Origin of the sequence: Marivita sp. (genome assembly GCF_048006345.1) — a bacterium.
Lineage (GTDB): Bacteria > Pseudomonadota > Alphaproteobacteria > Rhodobacterales > Rhodobacteraceae > Marivita.
Genome location: NZ_CP180351.1, coordinates 531963 through 551264, shown reverse-complemented (window position 1 = coordinate 551264; position 19302 = coordinate 531963). Strand labels below are relative to the sequence as shown.

The 19302-nt window shown below is 60.4% G+C and carries 8 protein-coding genes and 2 pseudogenes; 5 read left to right on the top strand and 5 right to left on the bottom strand.

Annotation, left to right across the window (positions count from 1 at the left end):
* Window positions 1-453: 453 nt before the first annotated feature.
* Window positions 454-1745: pseudogene (locus ACMVPR_RS02740) on the top strand (IS110 family transposase).
* A gap of 202 nt (window positions 1746-1947) precedes the next feature.
* Here the strand turns inward: ACMVPR_RS02740 and ACMVPR_RS02735 are convergent.
* From ACMVPR_RS02735 to ACMVPR_RS02715, 5 genes and pseudogenes are all read right to left on the bottom strand, one after another.
* Window positions 1948-2538: pseudogene (locus tag ACMVPR_RS02735) on the bottom strand (IS481 family transposase); the annotation flags it as partial.
* Window positions 2539-2595: 57 nt separating this feature from the next.
* Entirely contained in the window at window positions 2596-3804 is a 1209-nt protein-coding gene (locus ACMVPR_RS02730; protein WP_416881605.1) for a hypothetical protein, read from the bottom strand.
* A gap of 14 nt (window positions 3805-3818) precedes the next feature.
* Window positions 3819-4373: an SCO family protein gene (locus tag ACMVPR_RS02725; protein WP_416881604.1), complete on the bottom strand. Its 555-nt coding sequence runs from the start codon at window positions 4371-4373 to the stop codon at window positions 3819-3821.
* Entirely contained in the window at window positions 4370-6193 is a 1824-nt protein-coding gene (locus tag ACMVPR_RS02720; protein WP_416881603.1) for a hypothetical protein, read from the bottom strand. The genes ACMVPR_RS02725 and ACMVPR_RS02720 overlap by 4 nt, the downstream gene beginning before the upstream one ends.
* The gene (locus ACMVPR_RS02715; RefSeq protein ID WP_416881602.1) at window positions 6175-14145 is read right to left on the bottom strand and encodes a hypothetical protein; all 7971 of its coding nucleotides are present in this window, start codon (window positions 14143-14145) and stop codon (window positions 6175-6177) included. The genes ACMVPR_RS02720 and ACMVPR_RS02715 overlap by 19 nt, the downstream gene beginning before the upstream one ends.
* Before the next feature lie 934 nt (window positions 14146-15079).
* Here ACMVPR_RS02715 and ACMVPR_RS02710 point away from each other — a divergent pair.
* From ACMVPR_RS02710 to ACMVPR_RS02695, 4 genes are all read left to right on the top strand, one after another.
* Entirely contained in the window at window positions 15080-15805 is a 726-nt protein-coding gene (locus ACMVPR_RS02710) for an isochorismatase family protein (protein WP_416881601.1), read from the top strand.
* A gap of 64 nt (window positions 15806-15869) precedes the next feature.
* On the top strand, window positions 15870-17405 hold the full coding sequence (locus ACMVPR_RS02705; protein ID WP_416881600.1) for an ABC transporter substrate-binding protein: 1536 nt from the start codon (window positions 15870-15872) through the stop codon (window positions 17403-17405).
* A 28-nt stretch (window positions 17406-17433) separates the two neighbouring features.
* Window positions 17434-18381: an ABC transporter permease gene (locus tag ACMVPR_RS02700; protein ID WP_416881599.1), complete on the top strand. Its 948-nt coding sequence runs from the start codon at window positions 17434-17436 to the stop codon at window positions 18379-18381.
* A gap of 13 nt (window positions 18382-18394) precedes the next feature.
* Window positions 18395-19273: an ABC transporter permease gene (locus ACMVPR_RS02695; protein ID WP_416881598.1), complete on the top strand. Its 879-nt coding sequence runs from the start codon at window positions 18395-18397 to the stop codon at window positions 19271-19273.
* Window positions 19274-19302 lie beyond the last annotated feature (29 nt).

The following is a 19302-nucleotide window of genomic DNA, read 5'->3' as shown; positions in this document are numbered from 1 at the left end:
TTTCAACTGATTGAAATACAACCGAAATCGCCACCATCCATCATAGGGGCAAAGGATAACCGTGCGGCCTCGGTGGCTGCGTTCCAGGGCATTCAGCGATCTCCTTTCGGGCCGCCAGTATTTCGGACAGGCCCTCAGTGCACACCATACGCACACGAGAGACGTGCCGCCACCCTACCCCGTACAAAGACAGGCTTTCGGCGGTAATTGGGCGGGTCCGACTTCAATCTCGTCTTTGAACAGATTATGTCGAAGCACATCGGTCGGGAATAGATGGTGTTCCGGTTCCGTGGCTGCTCGGCGAACTGAATGCCATAACACCTTCGGAATGATGTTGATGTCGAGGCTATGATTGCCTGCGCAGCCTACAAACAGCGCGAGCCAAGTGATCATAGCCGGGTCTCAGGTCCCTACAGTGGTTTTGCACAAACCACACCGCAAGGGAGACCGACTATGACCGATACCACTATTGCACAAACCGAGCCTGTTTTGGTGGCGATTGATATCGCCAAAGCCCGGCATGAAGTTTTGATCTCGATTCCGGGTAAGAAGCGCCGTCGCCGCCTGACCGTTCTGAACCAGCTCGATGACTTTGTTCGACTGATCGCCACACTCTCAGAGTACGACCGTCCTGTTCGCGCGGCTTTTGAGGCCACAGGCAATTACCATCGCGCCCTGGCTTACCGGCTCGGGAACGCCGGGTTCGAGGTAAAGTTGGTTTCTTCAGTGGCGTTGGCACGCACCCGTGAGGCCTTGAACAACAGCTGGGACAAGAACGATCCGAAGGACGCGCAAGTCATCCTGCACATGATGCAGATTGGGAACGAGCAGTTCTACCATGACCCCATCATCTGCGGCACGAATGACCTTCAAGAACTATCCAAGACGCACGAAATTGTCTCGCGTTCTAAGACGGAACTTTGGCACCGGGTGTTAACTCATTATTTGCCGCTGTATTGGCCCGAAGCAGAACGCTTTCATCGCAGTTCACGCAGTGATTGGTTTTTCGCCTTCCTCGAACGCTATCCTTCACCGCATTTTATCTCGGCCCTGAGCCAAGAGGCTTTCATTGCCGACGCCTGGGAAGTTGTTGGTCGCAAAGTCTCAAAAGAGCGTTTGCTTGCAGATATTTATCAGACAGCCAAATCATCTGTGGGCTTGCCTATTGCACCGGACTCAGATGCAGCCAGGATGTTTCGTTTGGTCCTGGTTGAAGGGCGCAGTCTGATTGCTCAACGTAACGAGATCGAGGACCGCGCCGTCGAATTGCTCAAGACCAACGACGACTATCAACTGCTGACATCCATCCCGGGGATCGGGCCGATCAATGCGCTGACCATCCTGGCTGAGGCTGGCGATCTGCGCCGCTTTCAGCATCACCGCCAATTCTTAAAGTTCTGCGGGATGGACCTCGCGACGATCCAGTCCGGTACATTCCGAGGTCAGACCAAGCTGTCCAAGTACGGCAATGCCAGATTGCGCCGCACTCTCTGGATGGCTGGTCAGGTCGCCATCATGCAAAAGACCAACAGCTTCCGCGACAAGTTCGAGCGCTACATCGCCAAGGATCGGCAAAACACACATTTGCGCCGCAAGGCGTATACCGCAATCGCCGCCAAAATGGCCCGCACCGTACACGGGATCATCAAACGTGGCGAACCCTATCGTCCCTTCTTTGAGGGATGATCGACGGCAGAAGGACCTTTCTCTGTAAGGGCCGTAGAGGCGAGCATTCGACCTCGTAGATAATGTTCAGGCCTTCTGCTCAACGACCCGAAGATCTCGTCTTAAGGACGGTGAGAGCCGCCATGCGCGTACTCTGTGTTTGTTATGGGAGAGACACGTTGTTGACCAAAATGCCGAACTGACACACATTCAAACGTGCTGGAACGCTTCAGCATGACAATGACCTGATGCCAAATCAGCCAATCATTCCGCGCATAGGACGTTGTCGGTTAGAATGGTGTGGACCTGATACGGTACGGCTTCGAGCATGTATTGCAGAAACTCCCAAGCCGTCTTTCTGTCCGCATTCTCGACAAGCTGGGTCACAGCAAACTTGCTCGTGCGGTCGATGCCGACGAACAGGAACAGCTTTCATTCAGCAGTCTGCACCTCGGCAATGTCGATGTGAAAGAAGCCGATGCGGTAGCGTTTGAACTTCGACCGCTTTGGCTTGTCGCCCTCGACGTCTGGCAGGCGCGAGATGCCATGTCGCTGTAGACAGCGGTGCAGTGCTGACCTTGTCAGGTGCGGGATAGACGACCGAAGGGCATAGAGGCAATCATCAAGCGGCAGCATCGTGTGGCGCCGAAACGCGACGATGGCCGCCTCCTCGGCCTCCGTGAGGACCGTCGAACGTGGCTCCTTTGGGCCGGTCTTCAGATCATCAACCGTCTGTCGTTTGCGCCACTTCGCAACCGTTTTGGGATTGATCCCGAGCTCCCGGCTCAACGTCGCGAGCGAAGCTTGCGATCGCTGTATAGCTGCTCTGACGGCGTACGTGGTCGTGGCGCTTCCGTGACGAACTTGTCCCATAGGGCATCCTTTCATTCCTTCGAAAGGATCACACCATCAAACCCTGAAATCGAACACCTAGCGCAGCTCGATCAGAGCGATATGGTCAGTGCCCGTGAGCGGCTCCTGTGTGTAGTCAAGGCCGATATCGTCCAGCACTGTATCAGCCAGAGCCTGCAACAGGTTCGCACGGGTCACATCGCGCCCCGCCGCCTTGAGAGCCTCGGCCAGCATGATCCCCGCTTGCTGTGCATGAATGATCAGCGGGTGTACCTGAGCAGCGACTGCCGCGTCGATGATCCGGGGAGTTTCGATCGCGACCATGACGTTTGCATCTTTCGGCAGCAAATTGTGGCGGGCCACAGACTGCCAAGTGATCCAGATCCGCCCGGGCCAGTCAGACGCGACCTTGAGGTCTGTTCCAGGCAAAGCGATGATGTCTTCAGCAGCACCGAAGTCCGACACGACGGGTCTCTCAGGCGCGGCCAGTGACATCGCAAGTTCCATCGCTTGACGTTCCTCTGCATCCGAGGCAAGGATGGCCACAGTGCCAGTTCCGGCTTTGGCGACGCTCGCTGCCAAGGCCGCGTGTAGTGCCTCACGGCTGGGCGTAATGCCTCGCAAAATACTGCTGTCCTCGTCGCCATCTAGCGCGCCGATCGGTGCAAGAATCGGAACGCCTCGGCTGACAAATGCAGGTGCTGCCGCAACCGGCAAGCCGAGCAGGGCAAGAATGTCTGCATCACCGCTTGTAGGATCGACCGGCACCAGAGTGATCCGGCGACCATAGACGTGATCGCCGCCCAATCGGGCCTCCAGCGACTTGGCCAAGGTGGTGCGATAGGTGTCTGACATGGCATCCACGCCAGGCAAGACCGCGACCCCGATACGGAGCTCGTCAGATGCCACACCCTGCCGTTGCAAATCGTGTAACCGGTCGAGGTAGTTGGCCAACCCTGCGGTTTCCTCTTTCGAAAGCGCATAGCGTGGCATCAGGCGGCTGAGCTCTCGGCCATCGGCGTCACGCCCTTCTGTCACGGCGCGATGGAAAAGCTCGAACGTATAGGCTGGACGAACAGCGGCAGCGCGCGACAGAAATCGCCAGTCGATAGGCGGCACATCTCCTTCAATCCCTCCAAGGCCGTCTCGCCCATGGCAAGTGTGGCAAGGAAAGCGCGCGAGTTTCCGTTCAGCGCCTTGATCGGACACCGCAACGGATTGCCCTGTGAACAAATCATGCCCCTCGTCCGCCACAACCATCGGAGCGGCGAGGAGCAGTATCAGCAACGCGGCGCCTGCGTTCACCGGATCAGCGTTCCTACCAGCCCTGCCAGTTCCTCAGGCGAAGGCATGGACTGCGAGCGGTAAAATTGGTGGGTATCCAGGTCACCGACAAGAAAGACGGGTTCATGCAGAACGATATTTGCATAATCCGCATCGAAGGCCGCCAGCAGCCGCGACACCTCACCAGGGCTGCCAGTCAGCCAGGCCCAGCGCTCACTGGCACCAAACGTATCTGCCGCCTTGCGCATCTGCGCGGGGGTATCCCGACCGGGGTCGATGGTGATCGACATCAGTCGCACGGGCGCTTCTGCGGGCAGCATGCCGTCGAGTTCGGCCATGACATCATTGCCGATCGGGCAGATCAACTCGCAGGTGGTGTAGTTGAAGTTGATCACCAGCACCTGTCCCTCGGTCAGCGGGCCATGAAAGAGCTGTTCCTGTGCATATTGGTCGATCAGCGTCACACGCGGCACCGTCAGATGCTCGACCGCGAAGGCTCCGCGCGACACGTCACTCGCCAGAGCAGCCGACGCAATTGCTCCCAGAAGCGGCAGCATTACAAAACAAATCATTGGTCTTTCCTTTCAGAACCGGCTTGGAGGATCAGAGCCGAGCGCAGTGCCAGACCGGCCGGCAGGTCCACGGGCTGAACGACAAACGGGCCTTCATGTGGAAACGTCACCCGCGCCCGCAGCACGCCTGCGTCATCCGCCGTCGCCACCGCCTCTCCGACCCAGCCCGACATCATGCTTGGCATGACAAGGGTCAGACCGGATACCGGCAGCGCCGTTTCGTCCTGCCCCGTCACATGAAACGCAAGATCAAAGGGCTGCCCCGCCACCGGGGCCGTCGTGGTTTGCGGCGTCAACCGAACCGGTATCAGCGCAAGCTGCTCCACCTCGCCCCGCACGTGGAACGGCACGCAGGTCGACAACTGGCCGCTATAGGTGGTCAGGATCAGTTCCCGCTCACCGGCATCGAACGCCCAGACGGTCTCGAAGACACCGGTCTCAATCTCCTGGAAACTGCGATCGACGACATGCACGGATTGCGGCACGCCTCCGCGCAGACGGATCGAGTCCATCGGCGGCATCTCAACGGTCGAGGCAACCTCGCCCACCAGCCAACCGGTCTGGAAGCGCGGTTCGACCGCGATCACCTGCGGTGACGGGAAGAGAGGGACAAGCAACCCGTCGCCTGTGCCGGGACGTTCGGTTTTTGCGCCGAGGTCGATCTTGCGCAGGATTGCCGGTTTGCCAAGCGCCACCGTGGCCAGATCTACCGCGCCCAAAAAGCCGCCGTCATGGCTAAGGATGAAAGCTGCGTTGTCGGTGAAGGTCACTTCGCTGATCGTCGCCCCGGTCAATTCCAGCGACTGCACGACGCGGCCCAGTGCAAGGTCGATGAGCGCCACAATGCTGTCCCCCGGAGTGAATGCAAGCGCGATACGGGCATCGGGTCCGGTTGCGATACGTTCAAAGGATGTGCCCAGCGGGATCGCGATCGGGGCATCTGGCGCGTCAGCATAGCGCATTTCAGCCACGGGGCTGTTTTTCAGCACCGCCAGCAAGCCGTCTTCGCCCACAATTGTCACATCCGTGATCGGAGCGGAAAATGCGGTGCTCAGAACCGGGTGACCGGTCACACCGTCGAGCAGCAGGGCCGCTCCTTCAGGCACATACGCCGCGACACGGTCATTTTCGTTGTCGAGCGGTGTCTGGACCACCAACCGCCCTGCCCCAACGATGATTTCGTCGATCGTGCGCCCATCCGGTCCCAGACGCGCAAGCCGACCGGCATCATCTCCGATCCAGAGATCACCGCTGCTGACCGCAACCATCGACGCAATGCCGCCAAGACCCTCGGCCAAGATCGTGCGATCCGGCCCGGTCAGACGCGCTTTGGCGATGGTGCCGGTTCCAGGATCGGCGACATAGGCGCTCATCTGTCTAGGGCTGACAGCAACCGCGCCGGGTTCCATATCAAGCCGGTGCGCGGCGACCATGTTCGACGAATAGAGGTTCAGCTTGGGGTCAATCACGCTCAGAGTTGCGTCACGATTGAAGGTTGCCAGAAGGATACCGTTCAGATCGACCGATCCAACCGGCGTGCGACGGGTTGCGCGGTAGTTCTGCGCGGCGCGTTCGCATCCTGGATTGTCCGGCGCGACAGCGCGCACCCATCCCAGAAGCTCCACGCCCCGAGGGGGCAGCCCCGTGACCGGATCGGTCAGGCGTACCCGAAGGCGAACCGGCTCGCCATCATCCGCAACCGTGACCGCGCCAGTTACAGGATCATGCAGCGACAGCTCGGCCAATAAGCTGGCCTGTGCCCGACTCTCCCCTCCCGCGAGTGCGGCAAGGCAGGCCGCGATCAGCGCCGCGGTCCGCATGCCGTCGCCTCCGGATCACGGGCCTGTGCCTGTGTCAGCACGTCGAGAAGGCCCCAGACGCCGCCCGCGCGCAGGTGCAAGGGCCCGTCGAACCACAGATAGCATCCCGGTTCCACCGTCTTGGTCAGCGACGCCGTGATCGCCTTGCCCGGTGCCAGAAGTGCGGCGCGCGGGAAACCGAAGCCGGGGAAGAGATCGCTGTAATCCTGGGCGATTGTGGCAAAGGCGCGCTGCCGCGCCCGGCCGCCGGGATGAACGACATGGACGACCACCTCCTCGCCTGCTGTAGCACGCAGCACCGGCATCGGGGCCTTGGAGCGCGGCGGAAGCTCGTTCGGTGACAGGCGCCAGAACGCAGTTCCGAAATCCTTTTCGTTTAGGTTGAAATGGCTTTCGATGGGCGACGGGTTGGTGTCCCGCAACCGGACATGGAACGGCTCGCTCAGATAGCTGACGCCTTTGTCGCCAAAGTCATAGCTGTCGTCGCAGATCGCGCAGTCCTTGACGAGGCGCTCGTTCGAGGGTCCGAGTTCCCATATGTCGGCGGTGTTCCGGTCGCGTTGCCCCAATCCATCCTGCCAGAACAGGGTGAACTGGCGGATCCTGTGCTCACCTTCTCCGTCCGGCCCCTTAGCACTCAGCGAGGAGGTCCACATCGGAGACCAATTTGCTCGCGCGCCGGTTGGCGGCACGACGACATAGCTTTCGCACAGCAGGCGGATTGTCCGGTTCGGAAGATTACCCAGTTCCTGCCAGCGCTGTGCCTGTACCGGGCCAAGATCGAATAGGCGCAGCTCGGGCTTGATCGTCAGTCCTGGTGCAACAAGCCGGTTCTCGCAGGTGTCGAAGCGGACCTTGCGGCCACGCGCATCCGAAATCGCCGCGTTCTGAGGCACCAAGGTGATCGCGCCGATCAATCCATGCGTGGGATGACCGATCACGTCGCCAAAGGACTTGAGCGGCAGCGCGCCGAAAGCGTAGGGCACGAAATGCGTCTGCAATTGCTTGCGAAGGATCGCGAGGCTGTCCTGCCCACCGATCGCCATGTCGAGGCTTTGATTGAAATCGCTCAATATGCCCGCAAGATCACGGTTCTGCGCTGGCGTGCGCATCGAGTCCACTCGATCAAGAAGGGTTCCATTGGCAGAGTCCACAGGGTCTCCGGGAATGACGATATTGTTCGCAGCCCGGTCCGGTAGGGTTACGGGATCGCGGGTCGGCACACGGATTGTTCCACCTTGCGGTATTGCGATCTGAGGCACCCGGTCCAAGTCGCGCAGCACTCTAGTCAGCCCGCCCTGCGCACCCGGAAGCACCGGGACTAGGTCGGCAGGCGGTGCGTTCCCAGACGGCTGGAGCGACCGGCGCATACGGTCGACGCTGTCGGTGCGCTGATCGCGCAGTTGCAGCAATGTGTCGCCCAGCATGACATCGGGCGCACCCGGGGTCACCATTAAGGGCAGGTTTGTAATGCCGGCGGGAATGGCGATCCGCCGACCCAAATCCTCTATGAAGCTGGCCGGTTGGATCGGTGCCACGGGTCCCGTGGGTGTCGAGAGATCGGCCACCAGAGGTGTCGGCACGGCGTAGCGGTAGTCCGCGAAGGCCAGACCGGCATAGAACTGGAACTGTTCAATCTCGGCCACGCGCGGTGCGTCCAGCCGATTGGACAGATCCCTGATCGACAGCGTCGGATCGCGCTGGTCAGCAGGAATGCCGCTCAGCGCCCAGATCGGGTTGCGCCCGTAAGGACGTCCGTAGCTGCTTTGCTTGGTCAGGACAGGCAGTGGAAGCGTGACTGAGAGGCGCGCAGACGGCACGACATCCTTGGTCCGGTCCGCATTGGTCAGCATGTGATGAGCTGCATCATCCGGTTCGGATAGGCCCTCCCATGGGCGTTCGGTATTGAGCGACGTGATGCCCGGCATCTTGGCATCACCCGTACCATCGGCCAGCCCGGCGATCCGCCCGTCCTGATAGCGCAGGGCATTCAGAAGCGTGACAAACACGCAATCTCCGGCATTCACGTTCAGCACCAGAGGCTCGGGCTTGTCGTAGAACTGCCGGACGGCTGCGACCACTCGCGACAGCGGTATCGCATCCCAATTGGTCCGATCCTCAATGTCCAGATCGGACACGCTCTTTGGGTCTTCGGGACGGATCAGAACACGTGGATCGACCAGCGCAAAGAACAGCCCATCAGGATCGACGAGGGTTTCGGAATAACGCGTTTGCGGTTGCCGAGGAAAGACGGTGCGACTTTCGATGGCAACGATGGCGGTATAGACATTCGGCGCATTTGCAGGACATTCGGCCACCGGCTGATAGTCGGGTACATCGGTCTTGCCGCGCACGAAGCGGTCCAATTGGTTCAGACTTGGGCGCAGGTTCGGAAGACTGCGATCGGGGAGATCCAATTGAAAACGCTTGAGGATGCGGTCCTGTCGCAGATCCGGCAGGGCCTGGATGCTGCGCTGCGCCTCCTGCTCGAAGCGTTCGAGCGGCAGGATCCGTTGTGCCGGTTCCTGCAGGGGCTCCTGCTGTTGCTGCTCCGGCACGCCAAGCGTGCGGGGCAAGGCCCGGATCTGCGGATCGATGGAAAGCTCCGGCACCCGGTCGAGGATCGTATCGAGTGGTGCACGCAGCAACCGCGTCGCGCCATTGAGCAGGTCGCGAGGTGGAGCGGCATCTGGGTTTTCGCGCACAAGCGGTTCGACCTGCGCGATGGTCCGGTCGATCTCTTCTAGAAGGGCCACATAGGCAAAGTATTTGCGGTTCTCCGCCGCGACACGGATCAGGCCCCATGCCCCATTCCAAAGCGCGTCCTGCGATCCGAAATGATACGGTGTGTCCGACACAGCGGTGCGCAGAACAAGGATCTCGCGCCGTTCCAGCAATAGGTCGAGCAGGCTTTGAACGGTCGTGATGCGCCCCGGTGCAAACCGGTTGTTGCGGACCTTTTCGCCCAGTCCCCCAAAGTTATTGTCGTATAGGAACGCCGCACGGAATTCGAAGTGCTCCGAAATCCCGATCTCTTGCGCTGCGATGCGCCCGTCCGCGTTGAAACACTGGGCCAGTTGCGCTTCCATGTCCTCCCAGAAGGCCCGCTCGGACGATCCCGGAGGCCATGCCGAGGCCCCACTTGCCGCCCATGTGCGGTATTCATCCGGTCGGCCTGCCCGTGCCATACGCACGCTGCTGCCTACACCCTGCCAAGTTTCACAGGTCCGCACGAGCGTATCGAGCGGCGTGATCGCGTCGCGTTCGCTGGTCGCACTGGGGAACATCTGGTCGATGTTGCGCGGCCAGGTCATCCCCTCGACGGTGAAGGTGTGTTGGACCTCCTGCGCACCCTGTATCAGGCGGAATTGCAGCGGGTCATTGTCCAGCGCGTGGAAGATCGGCGTGGCTGGATCCTTGTGCAGCAAAGACAGCATTACGTTGGCCGGATCGCCCGCATCGCCGGTTTTCTGTCGACTGATCTCGCAGCGGTCAGTCACACCGGTGAGCAGCGGGGTCACCCAATCCTCTACTCTCGTGGTCAGACCACAGGACGATCCGGCGCTGGAATCCTCTCCCAGCCGCAACGGGAAAGGTTCGCCCCTGTAGTTCACCAGATAGGGATCGTGATGGTCGACCGAGATGCTTTCGGGCCGCGCCGGGGGCGAAACTGGGCTTGCCAAAAGCGCCCGTGGTCCTGGCAGATGGCCTGCCGCCTTGGCACGATATTCCGTGAGATATGTCTGCAGGAAATCCGGAGCCGACATACGCGTGCCGTGATGTTCGATGGTGATTTCGTCCAGCAGCGCAGGCGCAAGCCCCGACTGGTGCGCCGGATCGCCCGGTCGGCCGGCAGACAGCCATGCAGGCGGCAGATCGCCCGGTTCGCCATGCACAGGCGACAGTCCGGGGAACAACATCTTCCATCCGCCACTGTCCTTGGTCAGTGCCGAACCGCAGATATCCGCCATGCGCTGCAACTGGGTGTCGACATCAGTAGCCGGGTTCCCGGCCTTTTCAAGCCGCGCCGCTTCGGCGCCATAGCGCGCCTCACAGGCAAGCGTCAGCATACCCTTCATCGCCACGGTATCTCCGCCCAGCAGCGCCTTTTCGACCGCATCCACCGGCACGTTGTTGCGCGGATCGTAAAGCACCGCGAAATCCGCAATGGAGAGCGCGAATTCGCGATAGGAGAGCTCGTCGGTATCGACCGGCATCAAATCGACGATGACCTTGCGCGCGCCCACGTCATCCGGGCTGGCCAGCACCAGGTCACGATCCGTGCGCGGCGAAGTGCAGGTGCCGTCATCAGGATCACAGATCTGCGCCGATTGCGGCTCGATCACGAGCGCGGTGTAGAAGCCGTGCTGTTGGATCGAGGACGGGCCGAAATGGTCATGGCTGAAGACGGTCCGCAGGGTCCGGTCAGCTTTGCCCACTCCGCCGCTGTCGTCGGGCGCGCGGGTGTCTGACAGGATCGGGTCCGCAAACCAGCGCTGCGTCGTGGTCTGGAACAGCTCGCGATGCTTGGACAGAGCGAAGGTCCAGATCTTGTGATCATAGGCCTCGCTGACCTTCCACAACTCGGTCTCTGTGTCGAAGGCGCAAAGGTCGCCTTTGTCGCCGTCGGAATATTCCCGCATGAGCAGTTCGCCCGGGCTCCGCGTGAAGCTGACAAGGCTGGCCGAGCTGGTGTTCTTGGCCGCACAGATGCGTGCCGCGATTTCGCCCGGTGCAAATGTGCCGTCCTCGTAGTTGAAGCCATTGCCTGACCCGTCCGATGCGGTCACATCGAATTTCACGAGGTGGATGTGCTGACCGATGGTGTCGGTCGGGGTCTTGACCTGGAAATCATCCAGTTCCAGTTCCTTGGGCAATTCGTTGGTGTGGCGGAATTCGATGCATTCTCCCGACAGCGCGCGAAAGAAGAACGGCTCTTCGCTGGCAGTCACCTTGGGCGAAATGCGCCCGCCGCCTTCCTTGTAGCCGTCCGATCCGTCGTAATCGCCGGTGGCGTTGGTCAGAACATTGATCCGGGCCTGCGGATCATGCCAGCCCGCGCGGTTGGTGATGAGATCTACCTGAACCGCCGACCCTTCATAGCGCCGGTAACCGACAACCGCGGGGTCCGGCGTGAATTGCGTGTTGCTCAGGCCCTTGAGGAATGGGTCGCCTTCCAGAACGTGTGCGCCACGCTGGATCTCCTGCGCCGCACCACCATCAAGGTAGTACAGCCGGGGCGGACCATTGGGGAAATGCGCACTATCGGTGCGCTGATGTTCCACCCAGTTCGACACCTCCGCATCCCCTGCGGGCAGCCCACCCACTAGAGGTTGGCCGCCAGCGACTGTAAGGATCTCGAACTGTGTTCCACCCGAGACAAAGCTGTAGCTGTCGGCATCCTCGCGGACAATTTGACCAAAAGCGGAAGGTGCGCCACAGGGATCGGCAAAGGGCGCGCCGGGCTTGGCGGGCGCTCCATTCACGGTGAAGAGGTTGGCACCGCCCTGCGTCTGGTAACCGCCACCAATGGCCTGGAAGCTTGATCCACCGCCGTCCGGTGCAAGCACCGAAAGCGCTGTGCCGCCGGGAAGAATGCCATCGTGGTGAAACGCCATAGCGGCGCGTTCGATGGGTTCGCCATCATATTCCAGCAGGTCAATGGTCAGCGCCTTGAGCTTCATGCTCATGTCGCCAAGGGCAAGGGCCGTTGCGAGAACCTGCGATTGCAGCGCCTCGCGTGCAGTCGTCGACGGGCTGGACAGGGCCGAAGCCAGATCCGGTGTTCCGGGGTCCTTTGCCAAGTCATCAGCAACCTGTTGCGGCAGTTTGAACGGAAGGGCACGGCTGCTGTCATCCGTCACAACATGGCGCGGCATGCCACCGTCGAGATATTCGCCGGTGACCTGATCCCCGTCGAGTGCACGGGCGATGTCCATCGGCGCCTGTGGCGGGCGATGGCCGGGCTGTCCTGCGATGTAGAACGGATAACCCGCAAAGGTCGCAATCTCGTCAACGGGTTCCGCGGTCACAGCGCCCTCCTCGTCGAGTGTCGCCACGTCTTCGGGGTAGCTGGGCAGGACGGGCCAGGCCTGCCCAGGCAGCGGAACCAGTGCGGGCACCGGTGTACCGACATTCTGCGCGCTCAGCCCCGCACCCGGCGCAATCCAGCGCCCTGTTTCCTGATCGACAGATCCGGGCCGCTTGCGCGCCTTGATCTTGTCTCCCATCTCGGCCAACGACAGAACCGGTTCCCACTGGCCATCCGGCAGTTTGCGGGAACCGTCTTCCAGCACGTCATGCACGCGCCAGAGCTCCCACATGCCTTGGGCGAAGTGCGGGTAGAGGTGACAGTGGAAGATAGAGTCTCCAACGGTCCTGTTGCGGTTGCCCGAGCCAAGGGTCTCGTACCAGCCCTCCTCACCCGGCAGACCGCGATGGTAGACCTCGAGCCCGCCGCCATAGATGTCGTAGGAAAATCCCTGCTGCGGAGCTACAGTCTGACTGTCGAGATAGGACCCGCGATTGCCGTCATTGCCAGCGAACCATTGATGGGCATGCAGATGGAAGACATGGGTTTCCTTGGGCCCCGCGTGGAAGTTCCGGAACACAACCGCGTCGTTCAGATAGGAATGGTGCACATTCGACGGATCGTCGCTGTAGTGCTCGAGCAAGGACGGGTCGCCATTGGCCCATGAGGTCAGAAAGAATTCCTCGTAAAGACATTCCTGGCAATTCGCGGTTGGGCCGATGCCCTTGCGGTTGGCGATTAGCATGTCGCCCATGCCACTGGCCCCATAATTGATCGCGAACCCATCCCGGACCCCGGCGAGCTGTCCGGCACCGAAGGCACCCAGCTCTTCGAAATTGCGGGGATAAAAAGTCTTCAGTTCGTCATGGAAGAACACCGAGAATTCGCGGAACGTGAGCGGCGTGCCCACCTCGCGGTCGTTGCGGTGCACGATGGCGTTGAGATCGGCATGCACGATGTCAAACACGCCCTCTCCGAAATAAAGATTGGGCTGCTCCTCGCGCAGCGCGTCGTCGACGCGATCCACCCGCGCCAGCATGTTCAAAAGCGGCAGCGACTTTCCCGAAACCGGATCCCGGGCAACTGCCTCGTACCGGCCGGCATCGTCGATGTCGCCCGCGCGGACGGCATGCCGGACGCCATTATCGGCCGCACGCCAGACTGTGCGAAACGCCGCCTGCGAAACCTGGCTGCGATACCAGCGCGATTGGGCCGGTTCTGCCATCACCGCTCCGAAAAGCCCGTGAACGAGACTGCCACCATCCCCCTGCCCGCCCGACGGCGCGCCAGTGCTGGCCATGAAAAACGGACCTTCCCGTTCGATCATGTAATAGCAGTCGATGCCGGTACCAGGTGGGATCGCGGCCAGCCCCTTGCAGGCATCATGTGCTTCGATCATGCGACCATTCCGAAGTCCAAAGGTGCTCAGCCCTTGAACAGCCATGTTGGCGCCTCGGGTCAGTGGCCAGTTGCCGTCGATATCTGCTTGTGGCGATCCATTGGCTGGGCGGCAGGACACCTCGCCGTGCTGAACCTGGGACGCGGTGCCCTCCGACACGGCGGCACGCAGGCTGTGTAAATCCGAGCCGAAGGGCATTCCGGACTCATCCGCGCGCGTCTTGCAGAAGGTCTCGGAATAGCCGGGCGGCTTTTCGCGCAGGAGGTTCGTGAGCCGCACATGAAGGATATCCCCGACATTGGTGCGCAGCGTCAGCGGACGCGGTCGTTTGCAGTCGCGCAGGCGCAGCTTGCCGGGGGCCAGATCGGTGCCATGACTTTCGATGCCAAGGCTTTCATCGCATTGATCCGCGCTCAGCGCCCGGACGGGTTCGGCCGCACTGATCACATCCCGCCGCAGCGCATAGATCATGCCGTAAGGATTGAAGCTCCCAAACCGGTTGTAAACCAGCATCTGGTCCATCGCCACGATGTCCGCACACAACGTACGGGAGAACCGATTTTCATTTTCAGTTTCATTAACGATGTCGTGGACGTTTTCACACGCGATCGGTTCTGCAATGTTCCGATCCTGGGCAAAGGCCCATAAAGGAATGAAACTAAATGAAAATATCGTTAGGCAAAAAAGGATGCGTGCCCCAAGGGGATTGTAAAGACGACCCATGGCAATGCTCCACGGCAAAATTTAAAATCATCCCAGCAATACCACAGGTTGTGATTCGCTCATATACCGACTGCGGCACATAATCGGCGAAACACCGCCTTTCTGCTTCTGTACAGGGGCTTCAATGGGTCGCTCTTCCCCCAATCAAACACCCTAACAAACAGTTCAAATCCTTACGGCCACGTCACTTTTCGCAGTCAGGCGGAGGGCGATGAAAACAAATGCCCAAGTCAGAGGAAACCCGCAAAAAAGTCTTCTGCAACCGCCAAGCATACTGACTTGATGTACAACAGGATGGCTTTCCCTGAAGCAACTTGGTCAGGACGCTGATCTTGACTGCCTGCTCATCGCCCTGCGCAGAGCCGCATTCCCAAGTCCTGGCTCAGCTTGCATCGCATCGGTAGGCTGGGTCCTTGGTCCCAAGTCTTCGACAGCTTCAGACAAGGTCGATGTCCAGCGCAGCAGCAATGCTGCTGCCGCAGAAATCATCAGTCAAAGCCAAAAACCGCACAATTACACAGCAGTCTAATAAATGCCCTGTATTTTTAATCAAGTCACTTGACTGGACGCATTCCACGTTGAAGCCTGATTAAGCAAGAGCGGACGACCCAGCCAGAAATCCTGGCGAAAACCGGGCTCAAACCGCCGAACCAAACCACATTCACAGGCCCAATCAACCAGCGCATCCGCGCTGAAGGAACCCGTACGGGCCGCCAATAGAGGATGACATGACATGATGACCGAATATGGCTGGGAACCTTACCTGAGCGAGCGCGACCGCACGCATGACAAGCTCTGGGGCAAAAAGGAGCTTTTCGGCTTCGGCGAAAAGCCAGCACTGGTGTTGATCGATATCTACTACAGCGTGCTGGGTCTCGAGCGGAAACCGATCTTCGAGTCGATGGAGATGTGGCCCTCCTCGACAGGACTGGAAGGCTGGGCGGCGGTGGACAAAACTGCCGAACTGCTTGCCGTGGCGCGCGGAGCCGGTATCCCTGTGGTACATGTTAAGGGCCTTCAATCCGGCATAAAGCCATGGGTCCATCGCAAGCGCGGTCCATCCAAACTGTCGCCCGAAATGCAGAAGAAAGGCACGGAGATCGTCGCCGAAGTCGCCCCCATCGCGGGCGAGGTGGTGATTGAAAAGACCGCACCATCCGGTTTCCAGGGAACACCCCTGCATTTCCATCTCAACAGCCTTGGCGTCGACACGCTCATCATGTGCGGCGAAACGACCTCGGGCTGCGTTCGGGCTTCGGTGGTGGATGCCGCAACGCATCGTTACCGCGTAGGCGTGGTGTCGGAATGTGTCTTCGACCGCACGGAGGCGAGCCACTTCATGAACCTCTACGACATGCACCAGAAGTATTCGGACGTGATTTCGGTCGACATGGCGAAGGCCTACCTGACCGAGAAAGGCATCGCCGCGACACCCGAACTCGCGCGTAAAGCCGGCTGATCCGATGCGGGCCTGCCACAATGGCGGGCCCGTTGTTCCCACACGAAATTCAAGGAGATACCCCATGTTCACCATGACGCGGCGCCAATTTTCCGCCCTGCTGGCCGCGGGCCTCACCCTTCCGCAACCGACACTGGCCGAGGGCAGCGCAGGCAAGACTCTGCGCGTTCGGTTCTACGACGATCCCGCGGGCTTCGACCCCGCCAACATCTTCCGGATCGAAAACGAAAACATCGCGTTCAACATCTTCAGCGGCCTCACAACCTATGACGGTGTAACCGGCGACATTATTCCCGACCTCGCCACATCTTGGGAGACGGTGGACAACAAGACCTGGACATTCACTTTGCGCCAAGGTGTGAAGTTCCAGAAGGGCTATGGGGATTTCACCGCCGAAGACGTGATCTACAGCTACAACCGTATCCTCGACCCCGCCACCGCCTCGCCTTACCGATCCGAGCTTGCAGGCATCGTGAAGATGGACGCACCCGATCCATATACATTGGTGATCGAGCTTGACGCGCCCAACGGCAACTTCCTGCACACGGTCGCCAATTACCACCAAGGCCAGATCGTGTCCAAGAAAGCCATCGAGGAGGCCGGCGACCAGGTGCGTTGGCAGCCGCTCGGAACCGGGCCCTATTACCTCGAGTCGATTGATGTCACCTCACAATTGGTCCTGAAGCGGCACGAGGAATATTACGGCGGCGCCGCACCCATCGAGACCATTGTTTTCAGCATCGTCAAGGACGAGGCCACAGCCACAATCGCACTGCGCAACGGCGAGGTGGACCTGGTCATGCGCTCCAACCGCGAGGAGAACCTCGAGATCCTGAAGGCCGAAGGGTTCGAGATGAACTCGGTCATGAATTACGCGGTCGCGCTTAAAGTGCTGAACCCCGAATTCGCCCCTTTCGCGGACAAGCGAGTGCGTCAGGCCTTCGCGCATGCCATCGACTACGGAGCGATCACCGGCGCAATTTCTCCGTCACTCAGCCAGGCGACGGATTCCATCCTGTTGCCGTGGATGCCGGTCTATTCGGACAATGTGCCGAAATACCCCTATGACCCCGAAAAAGCCAAAGCGTTGCTGGCCGAGGCGGGCTATGCGGACGGATTTTCGTTCAAGCATCTCGGGACCTCGGCGCAAGGCGTGACGGAGCTGCAGCAGTTCGAGATCGACTTCCTGTCGCAGGTCGGCATCGACATGCAGATGGAGCTGGTCGACACGCCAACCTTCAACCAGCGCCGCAATGCGGGCGAGTTCGAAATGGCGACGCGGTTGTTGCCAGCGGTAAACCCGGACATGATCCTGTTCAGCTACTTGCACCCCTCCAATATGGTGCCCGGCGGGCTGAACGGCGCGCGCTACGACAATCCCGAGATCACTGAGATGCTTGAGGCGGCCCGGGCCGAACCCGACGCCGCCAAGGCCAAGGCCATGTACGAGACCATCCAGCAGATTGTGATGGAGGAGCTGCCCTATGTGCCCAGCTACGCCAACAACGTCTTCTGGCCCGGCAAGCCGTCCGTCACCGGCGTGAACATCAACTACCTCGCACAGGTCAACTTCCACAGCGTCGACATCGCCGTGGCCTGACCGCCTGCCAAAAAAGGGAGCGCCAGCCATGCTCGATTATTCGCTCAAGAAGTTCGCTCAGTTGTTCGTGACCGTATTCGGGGTCGTGACACTCGTGTTCTTCACGCTCCGGCTCATTCCGGGGGATGCGGCATCTGCCATGGCTGGCGACACCATGTCGGGGGAGGCACTGGAATTGCTGCGCGAGCAGATGGGCCTGAACGAACCTCTGGGCCGACAATATCTCGACTACCTGCACAGCCTCGTGACCCTTGACCTTGGCCAGACGATCACCACCCGCATTCCGGTGGCCGAGTTGATGGCCAAGGCGCTGCCGGTGACTCTCACCATCGCCCTTCTAACCATCCTGTTGACGGTGGTTATCGCGATCCCGCTGGGTACGGTCGCTGCATACATGGCGCACAAGGGGCGCTCGCGCCTCGATAACCTGCTGACGGGTTTCGCGATGATTGTGGACCTGATGCCGTCTTTCTGGACCGCGCTTGTCTTCCTGCTGCTCTTCTCGCTGACGCTTGGCTGGTTTCCGGCTTCGGGCGCAGTGACGCTGGACGACCCGGCCGCGTTCCTTGCGCGTATCGCCTTGCCGGTGTTGGTGCTGTCGGTCACGCAGGTGGCGACGATGGCGCGCATCACGCGCACTGCCGTACTGGAAATCCTGTCCGAGGATTACGTCCGCACTGCCCGCGCCATGGGCTGGTCGGAATTCCGCGTGCTCTTTCGCCACGCACTCAAGAACGCAGCGCTGCCCATTGTGACGGTGATCGGGCTCAGCTTTGGCAACCTTTTGAACGGTACTGTCATCGTGGAGTTCATTTTTACGATACCCGGAATTGGCAACCTGCTGATAACCGGAATCAACAGTCGCGACTACCAACTCGTGCAGACGCTGATCGTCTTCTACGCGCTCCTCTTCGTGACCATCAATTTCGCCACTGATCTCGTCTACCGCGCGCTCGATCCGCGCGTGAGCTTCTGAAGGGAACCACGCCATGGCCGATGAGACCACAGAATTCCGCGCCCGCCCGCGTCTTTCGCTCCCCACGCTGCCGCAAGAAGGAATGTTCGCCAACCAAAAGGTGCGCGTCGCGCTGATGATCCTCGTACCAATCCTGCTGTTGACAGCAGCAGCTCCATTACTGCCGCTTCAGGCGCCGCTCGAGACGAACCTGCGCGCGATGATGCTGCCGCCCTCTTTGGAACATCCCTTCGGGACCGACCGGATGGGTCGCGATGTGCTGTCGCGCGCACTAGAAGGGGTCAAGGTCTCGTTGTTGGTAGGTCTTTCCGTCGCCTGCATCGCACTGGTCGCGGGCATGATCCTCGGCACGTTGGCGGGCTTTTTCGGCGGGATCGTAGATCGCACGATCATGACGGTGGTAGACATCTTCCTCGCCTTTCCGTCGCTCCTGCTGGCCATCGGGCTTGTCGCCATCGTCGGTACCGGCCTTGTACCGGTGATCGCTGCCATCGCCATGGCAGACGTGCCGCGCTTCATACGATTGCAACGGAGCCAGGTCCTGAGTCTCCGTTCGCGCCCCTTTATTGATGCAGCCCGCACGGTACGCGCCTCGCAGGGCTGGATGATGACCCGCCATATCATCCCCAACACCGTGGCCCCAATGCTGGTCGCGGCCTCCATCGCCGCAGCGAACGCCATTCTCGTCGAAGCGTCACTGAGCTTTCTGGGCCTCGGCATCATGCCGCCCGCCCCGTCGCTCGGCAACATTATCCGCGATGGGCAAACCTACCTGCAACAGGCCTGGTGGATCTCGACCCTGCCCGGTGTCGTGATCCTGATGATCGCGTTCTCACTGCACTTCCTGTCCGACGGCGTTCGCGAGGAACTCGACCCGCGCGCCCGCAAGTGACCCTGTCTGCACGCACCTAGAAAGGAAGC

What these genes read in the sequence shown, in the direction of transcription:
- ACMVPR_RS02725 (WP_416881604.1), bottom strand. Translation starts at nt 4,373, where the DNA reads ATGATTTGTTTTGTAATGCTGCCGCTTCTGGGAGCAATTGCGTCGGCT.
- ACMVPR_RS02720 (WP_416881603.1), bottom strand. Translation starts at nt 6,193, where the DNA reads ATGCGGACCGCGGCGCTGATCGCGGCCTGCCTTGCCGCACTCGCGGGA.
- ACMVPR_RS02715 (WP_416881602.1), bottom strand. Translation starts at nt 14,145, where the DNA reads ATGGACCAGATGCTGGTTTACAACCGGTTTGGGAGCTTCAATCCTTAC.
- ACMVPR_RS02710 (WP_416881601.1), top strand. Translation starts at nt 15,080, where the DNA reads ATGATGACCGAATATGGCTGGGAACCTTACCTGAGCGAGCGCGACCGC.
- ACMVPR_RS02705 (WP_416881600.1), top strand. Translation starts at nt 15,870, where the DNA reads ATGTTCACCATGACGCGGCGCCAATTTTCCGCCCTGCTGGCCGCGGGC.
- ACMVPR_RS02700 (WP_416881599.1), top strand. Translation starts at nt 17,434, where the DNA reads ATGCTCGATTATTCGCTCAAGAAGTTCGCTCAGTTGTTCGTGACCGTA.
- ACMVPR_RS02695 (WP_416881598.1), top strand. Translation starts at nt 18,395, where the DNA reads ATGGCCGATGAGACCACAGAATTCCGCGCCCGCCCGCGTCTTTCGCTC.